Origin of the sequence: Haemophilus sp. SZY H35 (assembly GCF_018829705.1) — a bacterium.
GTDB lineage: Bacteria > Pseudomonadota > Gammaproteobacteria > Enterobacterales > Pasteurellaceae > Haemophilus > Haemophilus haemolyticus_K.
On sequence record NZ_JAHKJZ010000002.1, the window covers coordinates 39,755 to 55,867 of the forward strand.

Genomic DNA, 16,113 nt, shown 5'->3' on the forward strand with positions numbered 1-16,113 from the left:
TATAATATCCACAATATGAATAAAAAAACGTATAAAAACAATGCAGTACATTAATATCGCCAATCAAGGGGTTAAATCCCTTTCACCTTACCAAGCAGGAAAGCCAATAGAAGAACTCGAACGTGAGCTCGGCATTTCCAATATTATAAAACTCGCCTCAAATGAAAATCCATTTGGCTTTCCCGAAAGTGCTAAACGCGCTATAAATGCACAACTAAATCAACTCACACGTTATCCCGATGCCAATGGTTTTGAACTCAAACAAACTATTGCTCAAAAATTTGGTGTTCAACCTAACCAAATTACGCTTGGAAACGGATCAAATGATTTATTAGAACTCTTTGCCCATACTTTTGCTAGTGAACATGATGAAGTCATTTATTCACAATATGCCTTTATTGTCTATCCACTAGTCACTAAAGCAATTAATGCAGTAGCAAAAGAAATTCCCGCTAAAAATTGGGGACATGATTTAAACGGATTTTTAGCCGCTCTTTCTGATAAAACGAAGCTTATTTATATTGCGAATCCAAACAATCCCACAGGTAACTTTTTAACTGAGCAAGAAATCGATGCTTTTTTAGAGCAGATTCCTGCAACTGTCATTGTTGTGTTAGATGAGGCTTACACAGAATTTACCCAAAAAGAAGAGCGCATAGATTCTTTTAGTCTTTTAAAAAAATACCCTAATCTTATTGTTTCTCGCTCACTTTCTAAAGCTTACGGATTGGCCGGATTACGTATCGGTTACGCAGTATCTAATCCCGAAATTGCCGATTTATTAAATCGTGTTCGTCAACCTTTTAACTGTAATGCATTAGCATTAACGGCAGCAGTTGCCGTGATGAATGATGATCATTTTGTTGAAAAAGTGGCGGAAAATAACCGCTCAGAAATGATTCGCTATGAAACATTCTGCCAAAAGCACAACTTAGAATATATTCCTTCAAAAGGAAATTTTATTACGATTAATTTTAAACAACCTGCCGCACCAATTTATGATGCCTTATTGCATGAAGGTGTGATTGTTCGTCCAATAGCAGGCTATGGAATGCCAAATCATCTTCGTATAAGTATTGGTTTACCAGAAGAAAATGACCGATTTTTCACCGCACTTTCTAAGGTGCTACATCTCCCTCTCATAAAATAGGAGCTTTTATGACAAAAGTAACAATGATGGGTAATCCCATTGAAGTAAAAGGCCATTTCCCACAAAAAGGCGAAAAAGTAGAAAACGTGCACTTTACAAATAAAGATCTAGCTGATGTAAGCTTAGGGGATTTTTCTGGTAAGCGTAAAGTCCTTAATATTTTCCCAAGTATTGATACCGGTGTATGTGCAACGTCTGTACGAGTATTTAATCAACGAGCATCCACATTAGAAAATACTGTCGTACTCTGTATTTCAGCAGATATCCCTTTTGCACAAGCACGCTTTTGCGGTGCTGAAGGAATTGAAAATGTACAAACACTATCAACCTTCCGCCATAAATCCGTACATGATACGCTAGGCGTTAACATCACTACAGGTCCAATTGCAGGATTAACTGCGCGTGCAGTCATTATTCTTGATGAAAATAATAATGTCATACACAGCGAATTAGTCTCTGAAATTAAAAATGAGCCGAATTATGATGCGGCTTTGGCTGTGCTATAACTTACATTAGCTAATTAAAATATCCCCTATTTGCAAAAACTAGGGGATATGATAAAAGTGCGGTCAATTTTCTTAATATTTTACACATCCACTAAAATCAAAATTGCCGCCTCACCGCCCCATTCTCTTGGCGCTTGATGTAATGCCCGCACTTTGGGATGTTGAACTAGCCAACGTGGAATTTGTTTTTTCAATGTAAAGGTGCCATAGCCCGTCATGATACTGGCACAATCAACATGCTCATTTTCACAAGCCAGTAAAAGTGCGGCTAATTCTTGCTTAGCTTGTTCACGGGTTAAACCGTGTAAATCTAAAAACAGTTCTGGCGAAAAATCGCCACGACGAAGTTGTTTTAACAAATGGGAATCTTCCCCATCACGTAAATATTTCACAACACCATCATTCTCATTCAGTAACGGTTCATATTCATCAGAAAAATAGAACAATGTGTCTTCTTTCGCTCGTAATTCTTTCAATTCTATTTTTTTCTGATCACGTTTTTGGCGTGGGGCAACAAAAGTATCTTGTTTAATCGGCTTAATGCCTTTGGTTTCCGCACGGAATAAATCAAATTCGTCTTGCATTTTTTCTCATTAATTTCAAATTTTGCGTATCATAGCATAGTTCTACATTCTCATCTGTGGTATAACTACGCCAAATTTTCATACCGAATTTTATGCTAACTTTTCTACTCACTTTTATGGAGAAATGCGATGGAAACCTCACATAACCAAGAATTAGTTGCAACTATCTTGGAAGATAATGTTGCAAACGAACTGCAAACCATCCAAGATTTTCTGCGTTGGACGTATAGCATTCTCAATCTATCCGATATTTACTTCGGGCAAGGGCACGATAATCCTTGGGATGAAAGCCTGCAACTCGTTTTAAGTGGCTTACATTTACCCATTGATTTACCTACCGAATTATTTAACAGTCGATTAACCCCATCTGAAAAAGAAACCTTAGTTCAACTTGTATTAACCCGAATCGAACAACGCGTACCGGTGGCATATTTAACGAATAGCGCTTGGTTCTGCGGTCACGAATTTTATGTCGATGAACGAACTATTATTCCACGTTCTCCAATTAGTGCTTTAATTCAAGATCGCTTTGAAGATTTAATTCTACAAGAGCCGAATCATATTCTCGATCTATGCACAGGTAGCGGTTGTATTGCCATTGCTTGTGCTTATGCTTTCCCGAATGCGGAAGTGGATGCAGTAGATTTATCAGTTGATGCACTTAATGTCGCGGAGATCAATATTTCACGCCATCAATTAGAGCATCGCGTATTCCCGATTCAATCAAACTTATTTGAAAATATTTTAGGACAAAAATACGATCTTATCGTGACCAATCCACCTTATGTGGACGAAGAAGATCTCGCCGATATGCCAGAAGAATTCCATTTTGAACCAGAGTTAGCCTTGGGTTCTGGCCATGATGGCTTAAACATTACCAAACAAATTTTGAAACAAGCGCCAGATTACTTAACCGAAAATGGCCTGTTGGTATGTGAAGTGGGCAATAGCATGGTGAGCTTAATTGAGCAATATCCAGATGTGCCCTTTGAATGGGTAGAGCTTAAAAATGGAGGACTAGGCGTATTTGCTATTCAGCGTAAGGATTTAGTGAAATATCACAATCTGTTTTAATCTTTCAAGTGCGGTAAAATTTTAATATCAATTTTAACCGCACTTATAAAACTCATGGCGCGCGTTATTCAACGCGTGCTTTTCTTTTTTATCATTTGACTCTATGAATTTACAAAAACTTTTACTCACTCGGCGTTTCTTTTCCACCCTTGCCTTTTTTTCTGTGCAAACGGTATTTCTGATTTATCTACAAAGTAAAGGATTGAGCAACAGCGAAATCGCCTTTTCCTTATCACTGCTCTTTTTCTCAAACCAAGCCCTTTCCATTCTTGCCGGTATTTGGGGAGATCGTTATGGTTTAGCCAAAATGATGTTGCTCGGCTGTTTTTTAGATGTGATAGCTTATATTTTCTTTCTCGCAGCAGATAATTATTTATTGCTCCTTATTGCGACCACTTGTTTTGGTTTAGGTAGTTGCTTATTTGGAACCAATGCCAAAGCCTGCTTACTTGTGTTGGCTGGAGATGAATACAAAGAAAAAACGCGCTTGCAAGGGAAATATCTAAAAGTGACCTCCATGTCATCCATGTTTGCGCCGCTTTTAGTGATCCCATTTATTAAATACGAACATATCGACTTGCTCATCTGGGTTTGTTTTTCAATGGAAGCCGTATTATTCGCCTTAATGGTGAAGCCTTTCTATCAAATTCAAACCTTACAAACGTTGGTGAAATTTCGTTTTACTCAAATTAAAGAAATTATTACAAAAGAATTTCTTATGGTGCATTTAATGCTCTTTTTACCTCTTGCCATTGCGAGCTCTTTCTTTGTCATTTTCCCATTTTTATTTAACAATAAACTTGGCATGCCTGAACATTCGCCGATAGCATTATTTGGTAACGGCTTACTCACCGTGCTATTACAAAGCTATTTTTCCCGAAAAATTAATTTAACGATCAAACAAGCCGCATGGGTTGCCCCTCTGTTGGCTATTGGAATTATCGTGCCTTGGTTTATCACCTTACGTTATCTTTCCGTACTTTCCGCCTATGCCTATCTTGTCATTTTTACCGTCATTGAAGTATATGCCCTCACAGCGATGGCAAACTTATTAGTAAAATTTGATAATGGCACTAATCGTGGTTTTATTTTTGGCGCATCAAGATTATTGCTTTCCATCGCGACAGTTGGTGTGATGAACCTTGTTCCAGTTCTATTTTTAGTATAAAAAAGTGCGGTTGAAATTCTTATTAAATTTCAACCGCACTTCACACCATATAACTATATAAATAAAATTATTTCACTTCTAATTCAATACCTTCAAATAATCGCTTCACGGCATTGTTATCACGCAAACTCTCCGCCTTTTCAACAACAGGGCGTGTTAAGTGCGGAGAAAAATATTCCATAAAATCATACATATAATTACGTAAAAACGTACTATGTTTAAAAGCAATATTTGTCATACTGGCACGGAATAAATGACTCGCATCAATTGCAACAAGATCTTTATCAAGCTCAGTATGCGCCATTGATGCCATAATACCCACACCTAATCCTAAGCGCACATAGGTCTTAATGACATCCGCATCAGTAGCTGTGAATACAATATTAGGCAATATTCCTGCGCTATTAAAAGCATAATCTAGATCGGATACGCCTGTAAAACCAAAGGTGTAAGTAACAAGAGGATATTTTCCTAGTGCTTCAATCGTTAGTTTTTCTGAATTAACTAAAGGGTGATCTGGTTTTACAATAACGGAACGGTTCCACCAATAACAAGGTAATTGAATTAAATCATCATACAAATGTGGCGCTTCAGTTGTAATCGCCAGATCCACCTCACCGGACATTAACGCATCGTGAATTTGTGTTGGCGAACCTTGATGAATATGTAAACTCACATCTGGATATTGTTTAGAAAAACGTTCAACAACTGCAGGTAGCATATAACGAGCCTGCGTATTCGTTGTCGCAATACGTAGTACCCCATGATTAGGTTGCGTATATTCATCAGCTACCGCACGAATACCCTGGGCTTTCACTAATAATTCACGCGCAATGGCAACAATTTTCTTGCCAGCGGGTGTCACTGCCTTAATATGTTTGCCATTTCGCTCAAAAATCTCAAGTCCAAGTTCATCCTCTAACAGACGCACTTGCTTACTTATACCGGGCTGAGAGGTATAAAGCGCATTCGCGGCTTCTGTGACACTCAAATGTTGATTTACAATCTCAACAATATAGCGCAGTTGCTGCATTTTCATAAAAAAAGTCCTTATTTTTTATAACGTTTGCTCAGTTCAGAATAACGTTTTACCGCTTTACGAATTTGTCCAGATTTTGGACGACGACGTGGTTGTGTAACATCTAATTTCGTTTCGGTTTCAGCCGGTAATCCCACAAGTTCACGCAAGTAATTGACGTTTTCAAGATCCATTTCTTCCCAGCCACCACGAGGCAAACCTTTCATCAGTTTGATATTACCGTAACGAATACGAATCAGACGGCTGACTTGAATTCCTTGGGATTCCCACAAACGGCGAACCTCACGGTTACGTCCTTCCATCAAGGTTACGTCATACCATTGGTTGATACCAACACCACCTGTAAATTTAATTTCTTTAAAGTTGGCAGGGCCATCTTCAAGCTGAACGCCCTTACGTAAACGCGCTAACATTGCATCATCCACTTGACCAAATACACGTACCGAATATTCACGTTCAACTTCACGGCTTGGGTGCATTAATCGATTTGCTAATTCACCATCAGTAGTGAAAAGCAACAAACCCGATGTATTAATATCTAAACGCCCCACCGCAATCCAACGAGAGCCCGTTAAACGTGGCAAACGGTCAAACACGGTCGCACGCCCTTCTGGGTCACTACGAGTACAAAGTTCACCTTCAGGTTTGTAATACATTAACACACGGCAAATTTCTTTTTGTGCGTGGCTAAGATTAATGATTTGGCCATCAATACGCACTTTCACGCCAGAATGTACGTCAATACGATCACCTAAAGTCGCAATTTTACCCTCTACGCTCACTCGGCCTGCGGCAATCATCGTTTCAATTTCACGACGAGAGCCTTGTCCAGCACGAGCTAAAACTTTCTGTAATTTTTCGCCCTCTACTTTAGGCTGATTTGAGGCTTTTACAACAGGTTTCGCTTTTGGCTTAGCTAAAAATTTATTGTCAGAATTAACCGCACTTTTTTTCGTATTTGTCGTTTCTACGCGAGCATTACGAGACACTGAACGTCTATCATTTTTAGCTGAAAAATCACTTTTCTTTGCTGAATCTTTGGAAAAGTGCGGTTGTCTTTGAGTTTGTTTTTGACTAGGTTTCATTGTTTTCCTTCAATAATGGAAAGGTCGCTTTCACAAGCGTCTATAAGTTAAATAAAAGGATCAGTGCTTCCACTTCCTTCGCGCAAAATCACTGGCGATTCTTCCGTTAAATCCACCACTGTTGTAGGCTCTTGCCCTAAATATCCACCATGAATAATTAAATCGACTTGGTGCTCTAAACGATCTCGAATTTCCTCAGGATCAGATTGCGTAGTATGTTCTTCATCTGGCAACATTAACGAACAAGATAAAATAGGCTCACCTAAGGCTGAAAGTAAATCTAAAGCGATTTTATTATCTGGTACACGTAAACCAATGGTTTTACGTTTTGATGTCATTAAACGACGCGGTAATTCTTTCGTTGCAGTAAGAATAAAAGTATAACGCCCAGGCGTATTATTTTTAATCAAACGATAAGCAGTATTACTTACCGTTGCGTAAGTTGAAAGCTCCGATAAATCACTACACACCAACGTAAAATTATGTCCTTCTGGCAATTTACGAATTGCTACAATGCGATCCATTGCATGTTTATCGCCCATCATACAGCCTAAGGCATATCCCGAATCCGTCGGATACACAATTACTCCACCTTTTTGTAAAATCTCTACGGCTTGATTAATCAAGCGCGCTTGTGGATTTTCAGGGTGGATATAGAAAAATTGGCTCATGTGTTTCTTCCTTAAAAAGTGTGCGCTGATTATAGCAGTTTTGCGCTCACTTTATAATGGCGAGCATATAAAAATAAAGGCGTAGAGAGTCAATCTACGCCTTGTCAAACTAAAGTGCGGTTAATTTTTTGAAATTATTTTAATACCTTTTTCAAGGCTGCACCAATTTCAGCGAGACTTTTTACACAGGTCACACCTGCGGCCTCAAGTGCTGCAATTTTTTCTGCGGCAGTACCTTTCCCACCACTAATAATGGCACCCGCATGCCCCATCCGTTTGCCTTTTGGTGCAGTGATTCCCGCAATATAGGCTACCACGGGTTTAGTGACGTTATCTTTAATGAAAGTTGCCGCGTCTTCCTCCGCGGAACCGCCTATCTCGCCAATCATCACAATGGCTTCTGTTTCGGAATCTTGTTGAAATCTTTCGAGAATATCAATAAAACTAGATCCTGGAATGGGATCGCCACCGATACCCACACAAGTCGATTGTCCAAAGCCTTCATCTGTAGTTTGTTTTACCGCTTCATACGTTAAAGTACCAGAACGAGAAACAATCCCCACTTTGCCTTTTTTATGTATGTGTCCTGGCATGATGCCGATTTTACACTCATCAGGCGTAATCACACCCGGGCAATTTGGCCCAATCATCACAACGCCTGTTTCATTTAATTTTTGTTTAACCTTAAGCATATCCAATGTAGGGATGCCCTCAGTAATGCATACAATTAACTTAATCCCTGCATCAATAGCTTCAATTATGGCATCTTTACAAAATGGTGCTGGCACATAAATGACCGTCGCTGTTGCGCCCGTATTTTCGACAGCTTCACGAACTGTATTAAATACAGGCAAACCAAGATGGGTAGTCCCACCTTTATTTGGTGATACGCCACCGACTAATTGCGTTCCGTAGGCTAATGCTTGTTCAGAATGAAAAGTCCCTTGTCCACCAGTAAAACCTTGGCAAATCACTTTGGTATTTTTATCAATTAAAATCGCCATTAGTGTTCTCCTTTTGCTGCATTCACGGCTAATTCTGCGGCTTGTTGTAAACTGTGTGCGGTAAGAATATTAACGTCGCTTTCCGCTAAAATTTGGCGACCGATTTCAGCATTCGTTCCTTCTAATCGCACAACCACAGGCACTCTCACGCCCACTTCATTTACTGCAGCAATCACGCCTTCAGCAATCAAATCACAACGAACAATGCCACCAAAAATATTCACTAAAATTACCTTCACCGAAGGATCGGTTAAAATAATTTTGAATGCTTCAGCAACCCGTTCTTTCGTTGCACCACCACCGACATCAAGAAAATTCGCAGGCTTCCCGCCATAGAGTTTCACAATATCCATGGTGCCCATTGCAAGCCCAGCCCCGTTTACCATACAACCAATATCGCCCTCTAAAGCCACATAGTTTAACTGGAATTTTTCAGCTTCTGCTTCACGGGCATCATTTTGAGTTAAATCTTGCAGTGCTAAGAGATCTTTATGACGAAATAAAGCGTTATCATTAACAGATATTTTAGCGTCGAGACAAACCAAATTGCCTTGTTTAGTCAGAACAAGCGGATTGACTTCCACTAAAGATAAATCTTTTTCTAAAAACAAACGAGATAAGCCCATAAAGATATCGGTAAACTGTTTGTTTTGCGTACCACTTAACCCTAATTTAAACGCCAATTCACGACCTTGATAAGGCAATCCTCCAAATAAAGGATCAACGGTTGCTTTGTGGAGTAAGTGCGGTGAATTTTGCGCGACTTCTTCAATATTCATTCCACCCGCAGAGGAAGCAATAAACACCACTTTTTGAGAAGCGCGATCAACAACCGCACTTAAGTAAAATTCTTTATCAATATCGCAAGTTTCTTCAAAATAAATCTGGTTTACTGGCTGACCTGATTTATCCGTTTGAAAAGTGACTAAACGTTGTCCTAGCCATTTTTCTGCAAAAGATCTAGCTTCCTCTACATCGTGCACTAATTTAACGCCACCCGCTTTACCACGCCCACCCGCATGAACTTGGCATTTCGCTGCCCACTTATCGCCTGAAAGTTGAGCCAGTACCAAATCTACTTCATCAACAGATTGACAGACCGCCCCATTTTTTACGGGTAATCCATAATGCTCAAATAGTTGTTTTGCTTGGTATTCGTGTAAATTCATTCGCGACGTCCTTTTTGGTTATGAAAACAATTCACTCAAGATTTTAATGCTATATGTACCGTGATTTCTTCACGATCGTGATATAAATGTTTAGCTTGAATATCAAAATTCAAATTCTGCTCAGCCAACATAACAGCCAAGTTTTCTAAACATAATACAACTTCCTGATAACGTTTTTTCATGGGTAATTTTAAATTGAAGATCGTTTCTCGGCACCAACCATTCAACAACCATTTACCAATCAATAACGAAATACGGCTTGGTTGTTCCACCATATCGCAGACTAACCAATCCACTTTTTTCCTTTTAGGAGGCTGAAATCTAAACCCATCTTCCGCACAATGTTCAATGCGTCCCGTATCATGCAAACTCGCTGCCATTTTTCCGTGATCAACTGCATAAACAAATAAACCGCGTTTGACTAATTGATACGTCCAACCGCCAGGGCAAGCCCCTAAATCAACGCCAATCATATTTTCATTTAAACGTTTATTCTCTTCTTTATGTGGAATAAAAGTCAAAATAGCTTCTTCTAATTTTAACGTAGAGCGACTCGGCGCATCTGCTGGAAATTTTAAACGAGGGATCCCCATAAAATGCGGGGAATGATTACCTACATAAGAATATCCCACATAACAGCAATTCGGTTTTACAAAAAAGCAATGTAAAAATTGACCGCTCTTTTGAGTTGCTTTTGCAGAAAGCCAGCCCTGTTTTTTCAATGCCTGACGTAAAGGCACGGTAAATTTACGACAAAAAGTGGAAAGCTCTTTCGCTTCATTTGTGTCTGCAGTTTCTACAAAAAGCTCACTAGATTGAGCAAAATTAACTTGTTGTGATAATTCTTCAAACGCCGCCACGATGGGACTAATACGATCAGCGGGCTCTAAATATTCCAATAAATCAGAAACCACAACCATCTGACGAGCAAAAATCAAACGATTAAAAGGAATGTCTCGGGCAAGGCGATCAGCCTCATCAGGTTGATAACATTCAAAAATGACATAGCCCGAATTATCTTGTACTCGTGCAAAACCAAATATACCTAAATTACTTGCTTGATCGGTGATCTCTGCGGCGACTTCTTTCTCAAAACCTGGACGACAATATAATGCGAGTTTATTCATTTTCTTCTTGTTTAATTGAGTTAATAATCCACTGACGGAATGCTTGAATTTTTTGATCATCTAGACGATCAAGATGATTGACCACATAAAATGATTTTGGATCAGGTAAATTGGTTGGCAATACCACTTTTAAGGAGCCATTTTCAATTTCTTGCAAGGCTAATAAGCGATTAGCTAATACAATGCCTTGCCCATGAATAGCCGCCTGTAACGCCATAAATGTATGACTAAATAACGGCCCTTGCTGAATATTTAAATCATCTAACTGTAAATGATTTGCCATCGCTTGCCAATTATCACGCGTATGAATATGAATTAATGTGTGTTTTTTTAAATCTTCAGGCTGAATAATTGGATTTTCTGCTAACAATTCAGGCGACGCTAAAATCAATAAATTTTCTCCGCCAAGACGATCCACTTGGAGATTCTGCCAATTACCCAAACCATAATAAATAGCAAGATCAATTTCTTTATTTAACAAGCCTTCATCTTGATCCACGCCGGTTAAACGCACCTCAATTTGCGGATAAAGCTGATTAAATTCACTTAAATGTGGCACGAGCCATTGGATACCAAAAGTTTGTGGCACGCTAATATTTAAATGCGGATCCGTTTTTAACGTTAACAATCGCTCTGTTGCTTCATTTAAGCGGCGCAGAATTTTATTAATATCAACAAAATAAGCTTTTCCAAGCTCTGTTAATTCTAAAGAACGATTCTTTCGCTTAAATAATTCAATTCCTAAGAACTCTTCTAATAATTTAATTTGATGACTAACTGCCGCTTGTGTCACACAAAGCTCATCTGCCGCTTTAGTAAAACTTAAATAGCGAGCAGCTGACTCAAAAGCTTTTAGCGAATTCAACGGTGGCAAACGTTTATACATAAGTATTTCCATTCATAAAATTTTTGTCTATAATAGACAAGATTTAATTCGGATTAGTTTTTCTAATACTTCAGATAAAAAAACGTCATTTGTCCTTTTCTACCCTTTTTCCTTACAATACAGCCATACTTAATGATTGGTAATTCCTTACTAGTTAATGAGTTTCGGACTTAAGTATGATGTTGTGTTTGCATATAGTTCGGGTAACCGAACTTGAGTAACAAAATCAAGTTACTCATTTACTTCCTGTATATTTAAACCTTATTGGTTAAACGCTACTCTTCTTGAGTGGCGTTTTTTTCTTCCTGATTCTATCACAGTTACATCTTGATTTTCTGATCGACTTCACAAATTTCACAATTATTAGTTAATTTTCTAAAAATTAACCAATTTTGAAAATTTAAGATTCAAATTCCCATAATAATGATGTAGATTAACCCCTATTTCATTCATAAAAATAAATTAAGGAAGCAAAATGAAAGACTTAGACTGGAATAACCTTGGTTTTAGTTATATCAAAACAGATTACCGTTTCATCGCCCACTGGAAAGATGGCAAATGGGACGAAGGCAAACTCACCACAGACAATACCTTACATATTCACGAAGGTTCTACCGCACTGCACTATGGTCAACAATGCTTTGAAGGCTTAAAAGCTTATCGTTGCAAAGACGGCTCAATCAACTTATTCCGTCCACAAGAAAATGCAAAACGCATGCAACATACATCAGATCGTTTACTCATGCCACAGGTGCCCACTGAATTATTTATCCGTGCATGTAAAGAAGTAGTGAAAGCAAACGAAGAATGGGTTGGACCTTACGGCTCTGGCGCAACCCTATATTTACGTCCATTTTTAATTGGTGTGGGGGAAAATATTGGTGTAAAAGCTGCGCCAGAATTTATTTTCTCTGTATTCTGCTGCCCAGTTGGTGCCTATTTCAAAGGTGGTTTAACTCCATCTAACTTTATTACCACCGAATACGATCGCGCTGCACCAATGGGAACCGGTGGCGTAAAAGTGGGGGGTAACTACGCTGCAAGCCTTCTTCCACACGTATTAGCAGCAGAACAAGGTACGCCAGAACGTAAATTCGCTGATGCCATTTATTTAGATCCAAAAACTCACACTAAAATTGAAGAAGTCGGTGCGGCAAACTTCTTTGGAATCACAAAAGATAATAAATTCATCACGCCAAAATCAGAATCTATTTTACCAAGTATCACCAAATACTCTCTTTTACATATCGCAAAAGAGCGTTTAGGTATGGAAGCAATTGAAGGCGATGTTTATATCGATCAGCTAGATCAATTTGCTGAAGCGGGTGCTTGTGGTACTGCAGCGGTCATTTCACCTGTTGGCGGAATCCAACATAAAGGTAAATTCCATGTGTTCTATTCTGAAACTGAAGTTGGCCCAGTAACACGTCGCCTTTATGAAGAACTCACAGGCATTCAATTCGGTGATGTCGAAGCCCCTGAAGGCTGGATTGTGAAAGTAGAATAATAAATAAGTGCGGTGACTTTTCACCGCATTTTCTTTATCTCATCTTATTCCATTTCGCTATAAATCATTCATTTCAATTCTTTCTCAACATAAAAAATCTCTTTTATTATCTTTTTACAAACAATGCTTTCATAAAAAGAAAATGAACTGGGATTATATCATTAACGTTTTTCCGCGATTTGTAGATGCAACATTAATGACACTTGCTCTCTCCTTTTGGGGAATCTTACTTTCGCTGATTATCGGCACTATTTGTGCAGTGATAAGTACTTACCAAGTGAAATCATTAAGCTGGCTAGTTAAAAGCTACATTGAACTTTCTCGTAATACCCCACTTTTAATTCAAGTGTTTTTCCTTTATTTCGGCTTATCTAAAGTTGGCATTAAATTAGATGGATTCACTTGTGGTGTGATTGGATTAGCTTTTTTAGGTGGGAGCTATATGGCTGAGGCCATTCGCGGGGGATTAGAAGCAGTCTCAAAAGGGCAAATAGAATCTGCACTCAGCATCGGTTTAACACCTTTTCAGGCTTTCCGCTATGTGATTTTACCTCAAGCCTTTGCTATTTCTATACCAGCTATTGGAGCAAACTGTTTATTTTTAATGAAAGAAACCTCCGTTATTAGCGCAGTTGCTGTCGCAGAATTAATGTTTATTGCAAAAGAAATCATTGGTATGGATTACAAAACAAATGAGTCCTTATTTTTATTGATTGTATTTTATCTAATTATTTTATTACCGATGTCAATTTTGATTCGCTATTTAGAAAAACGTACTCGGAGAGCAAAATATGGGGCTTGAATTATTATTCCAAGGTAACCAATTAAACTGCTTACTCCATGGGCTTTGGATTACCGCTGAAATTGCATTTATTTCAGTATTTTTTGCTTGCTTCTTAGGGATTATTTTAGGCGTACTGATGACAAGTAAAAATAATATTATCAAAGCAATTACAGGCTTTTATCTTGAATTTGTACGCCTTATCCCATTATTAGTGTTGTTGTTTCTTGCCTATTTTGGATTAGCAAAATGGTTTGATATCCATTTAGATAGTGTCACCGTCTGTATTCTTGTCTTTATTTTTTGGGGAACTGCAGAAATGGGGGATCTCGTGCGTGGTGCGCTCACCTCCATTGAAAAGCACCAAATTGAATCGGCTTACGCCCTAGGCTTAACGCCCTTGCAAACTTTCATTTATATTTTACTTCCTCAAAGCCTAAAACGAGTGACACCAAGTATGATTAACTTATTCACACGTATGATAAAAACCAGTTCACTTGCCATGTTAATTGGTGTGGTTGAAGTTATCAAAGTTGGTCAACAAATTATTGAACATTCTCTTTTCACTAATCAGTCCGCTGCCCTTTGGATATACGGTGTAATTTTCTGTTTATATTTTGTAATTTGTTATCCACTTTCATTATTTTCTCGTTATTTAGAAGCGCGTTGGGAAAATTAAGGAACCAAAATGGCATTATTAGAAATCAAAAATCTTGTTAAAAATTATGGCGATGTAGAAGCGTTAAAAGGAATAAGTCTTTCTGTTGAAAAAGGGGAAGTTGTCGTAATTTTAGGGCCATCTGGCTGTGGGAAAAGCACTTTTTTACGCACACTAAATGGCTTAGAACCAATAAAGAGCGGTCAATTATTACTGCAAAATGCAGGCATACTTGGCAAAGACATCAGTTGGGTAAGAGCGCGCCAACGTATTGGTATGGTGTTTCAAAGTTATGAATTATTTGCTCATTTATCAGTGATCGACAACATTCTACTTGGACCATTAAAAGTACAAAAACGCGATCGTGCTGAAGCAGAAAAACAAGCAGATGAATTACTCAAACGAGTGGGATTATATGAGCGTAAAAATGCCTATCCACGCGAGCTTTCAGGTGGTCAAAAGCAACGCATAGCCATTGTGCGTACCCTATGTATGAATCCTGAAATTATTCTATTTGATGAAGTGACCGCTGCATTGGATCCAGAAATGGTACGCGAAGTACTCGATGTTATTTTAGGTCTAGCCAAAGATGGCATGACAATGTTGATTGTGACACATGAAATGAATTTTGCACGTCAAGTCGCACATCGCATTGTATTTATGGATAAAGGTCAAATTATCGAACAAGCCAAGCCTGAAGATTTCTTCACGAATCCAACCACGGATCGGGCGAAAACATTCTTAAACATCTTAAACTATGAACCAAGAGGGACAAACTATGAAGAAAACATTTAAAAAATTAACCGCACTTTTTGCCACGGCAGCACTTGCTTTTGGATTATCGGCCTGTAACGATAAAGAACAGGTCAAAGAAACGAAACAAGCTTCTGCAATTGAACAAATCAAACAAGCAGGCAAAGTACGCATTGGCGTATTCAGTGATAAACCGCCATTTGGCTATGTGGATGCCCAAGGAAAAAGCCAAGGGTTTGATGTAGAAATCGGTAAAGCGATTACGAAGGATCTATTAGGCGATGAAAATAAAGTGGAATTTGTGCTTGTAGATGCGGCAAACCGCGCTGAATATTTACTTTCCAAGAAAGTAGATATTATTCTAGCGAATTTTACTGTCACCGCAGCACGTAAGGAAGTGGTCGATTTTGCTAACCCTTATATGAAAGTTGCACTTGGCGTGGTGTCTAAAAATGGTGAAGTCATTACAAACCTTGAACAATTAAAAGATAAAACCCTGATTGTGGATAAAGGGACTACCGCGGATATTTTCTTTACCAAAAATTATCCCAACATCAAATTACTTAAATTTGAACAAAATACCGAAACCTTTGAAGCATTACGTGACGGACGTGGTGATGCACTTTCTAATGACAACACCTTCTTATTTGCTTGGGCTAAACAAAACCCAGGCTACACAGTAGGCGTAAAAAGTTTTGGCGATCAAGATGTTATTGCCCCTGCAGTACGCAAAGATGCGCCAGATTTACTCAATTGGTTAAATACTGAAATTGTGAAACTTTCTAAAGAAAGCGTATTAAAACAAGCCTATGAAAAAACATTATTGCCAGTTTATGGTGATAGCGTCAGCGAAAGCGATATTGCGGTTCAATATAAATAATAAATGCAAATAAAAATAAGCGCGGGGAAACCAGCGCTTATTTTTTATAAATGAAAATAGGGCTAAAACCT

Annotated in this window: 17 protein-coding genes; 9 read left to right on the top strand and 8 right to left on the bottom strand. The window is 38.5% G+C overall.

From position 1 onward, the window contains the following. Window positions 1-40: 40 nt before the first annotated feature. Entirely contained in the window at window positions 41-1,150 is a 1,110-nt protein-coding gene (gene hisC / locus KP710_RS03765; RefSeq protein ID WP_111407486.1) for a histidinol-phosphate transaminase, read from the top strand. A gap of 8 nt (window positions 1,151-1,158) precedes the next feature. Further along, window positions 1,159-1,656, top strand: coding sequence for a thiol peroxidase (tpx, locus tag KP710_RS03770; protein ID WP_111407487.1), 498 nt, complete (start codon window positions 1,159-1,161; stop codon window positions 1,654-1,656). An 80-nt stretch (window positions 1,657-1,736) separates the two neighbouring features. On the opposite strand, the gene smrB is transcribed toward tpx, so the two are convergent. Beyond that, window positions 1,737-2,240, bottom strand: a complete 504-nt coding sequence (gene smrB, locus KP710_RS03775; RefSeq protein WP_111407488.1) for an endonuclease SmrB — start codon at window positions 2,238-2,240, stop codon at window positions 1,737-1,739. A 129-nt stretch (window positions 2,241-2,369) separates the two neighbouring features. Between smrB and prmB the strand changes: the two genes are divergently transcribed. Both prmB and KP710_RS03785 read left to right on the top strand, forming a co-directional pair. Continuing rightward, complete coding sequence (prmB, locus tag KP710_RS03780) at window positions 2,370-3,314, top strand: 50S ribosomal protein L3 N(5)-glutamine methyltransferase (RefSeq protein WP_111407489.1); 945 nt, start codon at window positions 2,370-2,372, stop codon at window positions 3,312-3,314. A gap of 103 nt (window positions 3,315-3,417) precedes the next feature. Then, window positions 3,418-4,482 carry an MFS transporter gene (locus KP710_RS03785; protein ID WP_111407490.1) on the top strand — a complete coding sequence of 355 codons (1,065 nt, stop codon included), beginning with the start codon at window positions 3,418-3,420 and terminating at the stop codon, window positions 4,480-4,482. 67 nt (window positions 4,483-4,549) lie between these two features. Here KP710_RS03785 and cysB read toward each other — a convergent pair whose 3' ends face one another. From cysB to KP710_RS03820, 7 genes are all read right to left on the bottom strand, one after another. Next, window positions 4,550-5,521, bottom strand: a complete 972-nt coding sequence (gene cysB / locus KP710_RS03790; protein WP_111407491.1) for an HTH-type transcriptional regulator CysB — start codon at window positions 5,519-5,521, stop codon at window positions 4,550-4,552. Window positions 5,522-5,532: 11 nt separating this feature from the next. After that, entirely contained in the window at window positions 5,533-6,606 is a 1,074-nt protein-coding gene (gene rluB, locus KP710_RS03795) for a 23S rRNA pseudouridine(2605) synthase RluB (protein ID WP_111407492.1), read from the bottom strand. Window positions 6,607-6,653: 47 nt separating this feature from the next. Then, window positions 6,654-7,277, bottom strand: coding sequence for an L-threonylcarbamoyladenylate synthase (locus tag KP710_RS03800; protein WP_065265250.1), 624 nt, complete (start codon window positions 7,275-7,277; stop codon window positions 6,654-6,656). A gap of 134 nt (window positions 7,278-7,411) precedes the next feature. After that, window positions 7,412-8,281, bottom strand: a complete 870-nt coding sequence (gene sucD / locus KP710_RS03805; RefSeq protein ID WP_111407493.1) for a succinate--CoA ligase subunit alpha — start codon at window positions 8,279-8,281, stop codon at window positions 7,412-7,414. Next, window positions 8,281-9,450: an ADP-forming succinate--CoA ligase subunit beta gene (gene sucC, locus KP710_RS03810; RefSeq protein WP_215770923.1), complete on the bottom strand. Its 1,170-nt coding sequence runs from the start codon at window positions 9,448-9,450 to the stop codon at window positions 8,281-8,283. Before sucC ends, sucD begins: the two co-directional genes overlap by 1 nt. 35 nt (window positions 9,451-9,485) lie before the next feature. After that, complete coding sequence (gene rlmM, locus KP710_RS03815; RefSeq protein WP_111407495.1) at window positions 9,486-10,577, bottom strand: 23S rRNA (cytidine(2498)-2'-O)-methyltransferase RlmM; 1,092 nt, start codon at window positions 10,575-10,577, stop codon at window positions 9,486-9,488. Beyond that, on the bottom strand, window positions 10,570-11,463 hold the full coding sequence (locus tag KP710_RS03820; protein ID WP_065265254.1) for a transcriptional regulator GcvA: 894 nt from the start codon (window positions 11,461-11,463) through the stop codon (window positions 10,570-10,572). Before KP710_RS03820 ends, rlmM begins: the two co-directional genes overlap by 8 nt. 475 nt (window positions 11,464-11,938) lie before the next feature. Between KP710_RS03820 and KP710_RS03825 the strand changes: the two genes are divergently transcribed. The 5 genes from KP710_RS03825 to KP710_RS03845 all read left to right on the top strand — a co-directional run bounded on the left by KP710_RS03825 (window position 11,939) and on the right by KP710_RS03845 (window position 16,042). Beyond that, entirely contained in the window at window positions 11,939-12,970 is a 1,032-nt protein-coding gene (locus tag KP710_RS03825) for a branched-chain amino acid aminotransferase (protein ID WP_005626306.1), read from the top strand. Between the two features lie 142 nt (window positions 12,971-13,112). After that, window positions 13,113-13,772, top strand: coding sequence for an amino acid ABC transporter permease (locus KP710_RS03830; RefSeq protein WP_111407496.1), 660 nt, complete (start codon window positions 13,113-13,115; stop codon window positions 13,770-13,772). Then, window positions 13,762-14,430 (top strand): amino acid ABC transporter permease, encoded by a 669-nt coding sequence (locus tag KP710_RS03835; RefSeq protein ID WP_111407497.1) that lies wholly within the window; start codon window positions 13,762-13,764, stop codon window positions 14,428-14,430. The genes KP710_RS03830 and KP710_RS03835 overlap by 11 nt, the downstream gene beginning before the upstream one ends. A gap of 9 nt (window positions 14,431-14,439) precedes the next feature. After that, a complete protein-coding gene (locus KP710_RS03840; protein ID WP_111407498.1) occupies window positions 14,440-15,204 on the top strand; it encodes an amino acid ABC transporter ATP-binding protein in 765 nt (254 codons plus the stop codon). Next, window positions 15,188-16,042 (top strand): cysteine ABC transporter substrate-binding protein, encoded by an 855-nt coding sequence (locus tag KP710_RS03845; protein ID WP_111407499.1) that lies wholly within the window; start codon window positions 15,188-15,190, stop codon window positions 16,040-16,042. Before KP710_RS03840 ends, KP710_RS03845 begins: the two co-directional genes overlap by 17 nt. The last annotated feature ends 71 nt before the right edge of the window (window positions 16,043-16,113 follow it).

Excerpts from the sequence above, each read along its gene's own strand:
- KP710_RS03830 (WP_111407496.1), top strand. The coding sequence starts at position 13,113 with ATGAACTGGGATTATATCATTAACGTTTTTCCGCGATTTGTAGATGCA.
- KP710_RS03825 (WP_005626306.1), top strand. The coding sequence starts at position 11,939 with ATGAAAGACTTAGACTGGAATAACCTTGGTTTTAGTTATATCAAAACA.
- hisC (WP_111407486.1), top strand. The coding sequence starts at position 41 with ATGCAGTACATTAATATCGCCAATCAAGGGGTTAAATCCCTTTCACCT.
- KP710_RS03835 (WP_111407497.1), top strand. The coding sequence starts at position 13,762 with ATGGGGCTTGAATTATTATTCCAAGGTAACCAATTAAACTGCTTACTC.
- cysB (WP_111407491.1), bottom strand. The coding sequence starts at position 5,521 with ATGAAAATGCAGCAACTGCGCTATATTGTTGAGATTGTAAATCAACAT.
- KP710_RS03785 (WP_111407490.1), top strand. The coding sequence starts at position 3,418 with ATGAATTTACAAAAACTTTTACTCACTCGGCGTTTCTTTTCCACCCTT.
- sucD (WP_111407493.1), bottom strand. The coding sequence starts at position 8,281 with ATGGCGATTTTAATTGATAAAAATACCAAAGTGATTTGCCAAGGTTTT.
- KP710_RS03840 (WP_111407498.1), top strand. The coding sequence starts at position 14,440 with ATGGCATTATTAGAAATCAAAAATCTTGTTAAAAATTATGGCGATGTA.
- KP710_RS03800 (WP_065265250.1), bottom strand. The coding sequence starts at position 7,277 with ATGAGCCAATTTTTCTATATCCACCCTGAAAATCCACAAGCGCGCTTG.
- smrB (WP_111407488.1), bottom strand. The coding sequence starts at position 2,240 with ATGCAAGACGAATTTGATTTATTCCGTGCGGAAACCAAAGGCATTAAG.
- KP710_RS03845 (WP_111407499.1), top strand. The coding sequence starts at position 15,188 with ATGAAGAAAACATTTAAAAAATTAACCGCACTTTTTGCCACGGCAGCA.
- tpx (WP_111407487.1), top strand. The coding sequence starts at position 1,159 with ATGACAAAAGTAACAATGATGGGTAATCCCATTGAAGTAAAAGGCCAT.
- sucC (WP_215770923.1), bottom strand. The coding sequence starts at position 9,450 with ATGAATTTACACGAATACCAAGCAAAACAACTATTTGAGCATTATGGA.
- KP710_RS03820 (WP_065265254.1), bottom strand. The coding sequence starts at position 11,463 with ATGTATAAACGTTTGCCACCGTTGAATTCGCTAAAAGCTTTTGAGTCA.
- rluB (WP_111407492.1), bottom strand. The coding sequence starts at position 6,606 with ATGAAACCTAGTCAAAAACAAACTCAAAGACAACCGCACTTTTCCAAA.
- rlmM (WP_111407495.1), bottom strand. The coding sequence starts at position 10,577 with ATGAATAAACTCGCATTATATTGTCGTCCAGGTTTTGAGAAAGAAGTC.
- prmB (WP_111407489.1), top strand. The coding sequence starts at position 2,370 with ATGGAAACCTCACATAACCAAGAATTAGTTGCAACTATCTTGGAAGAT.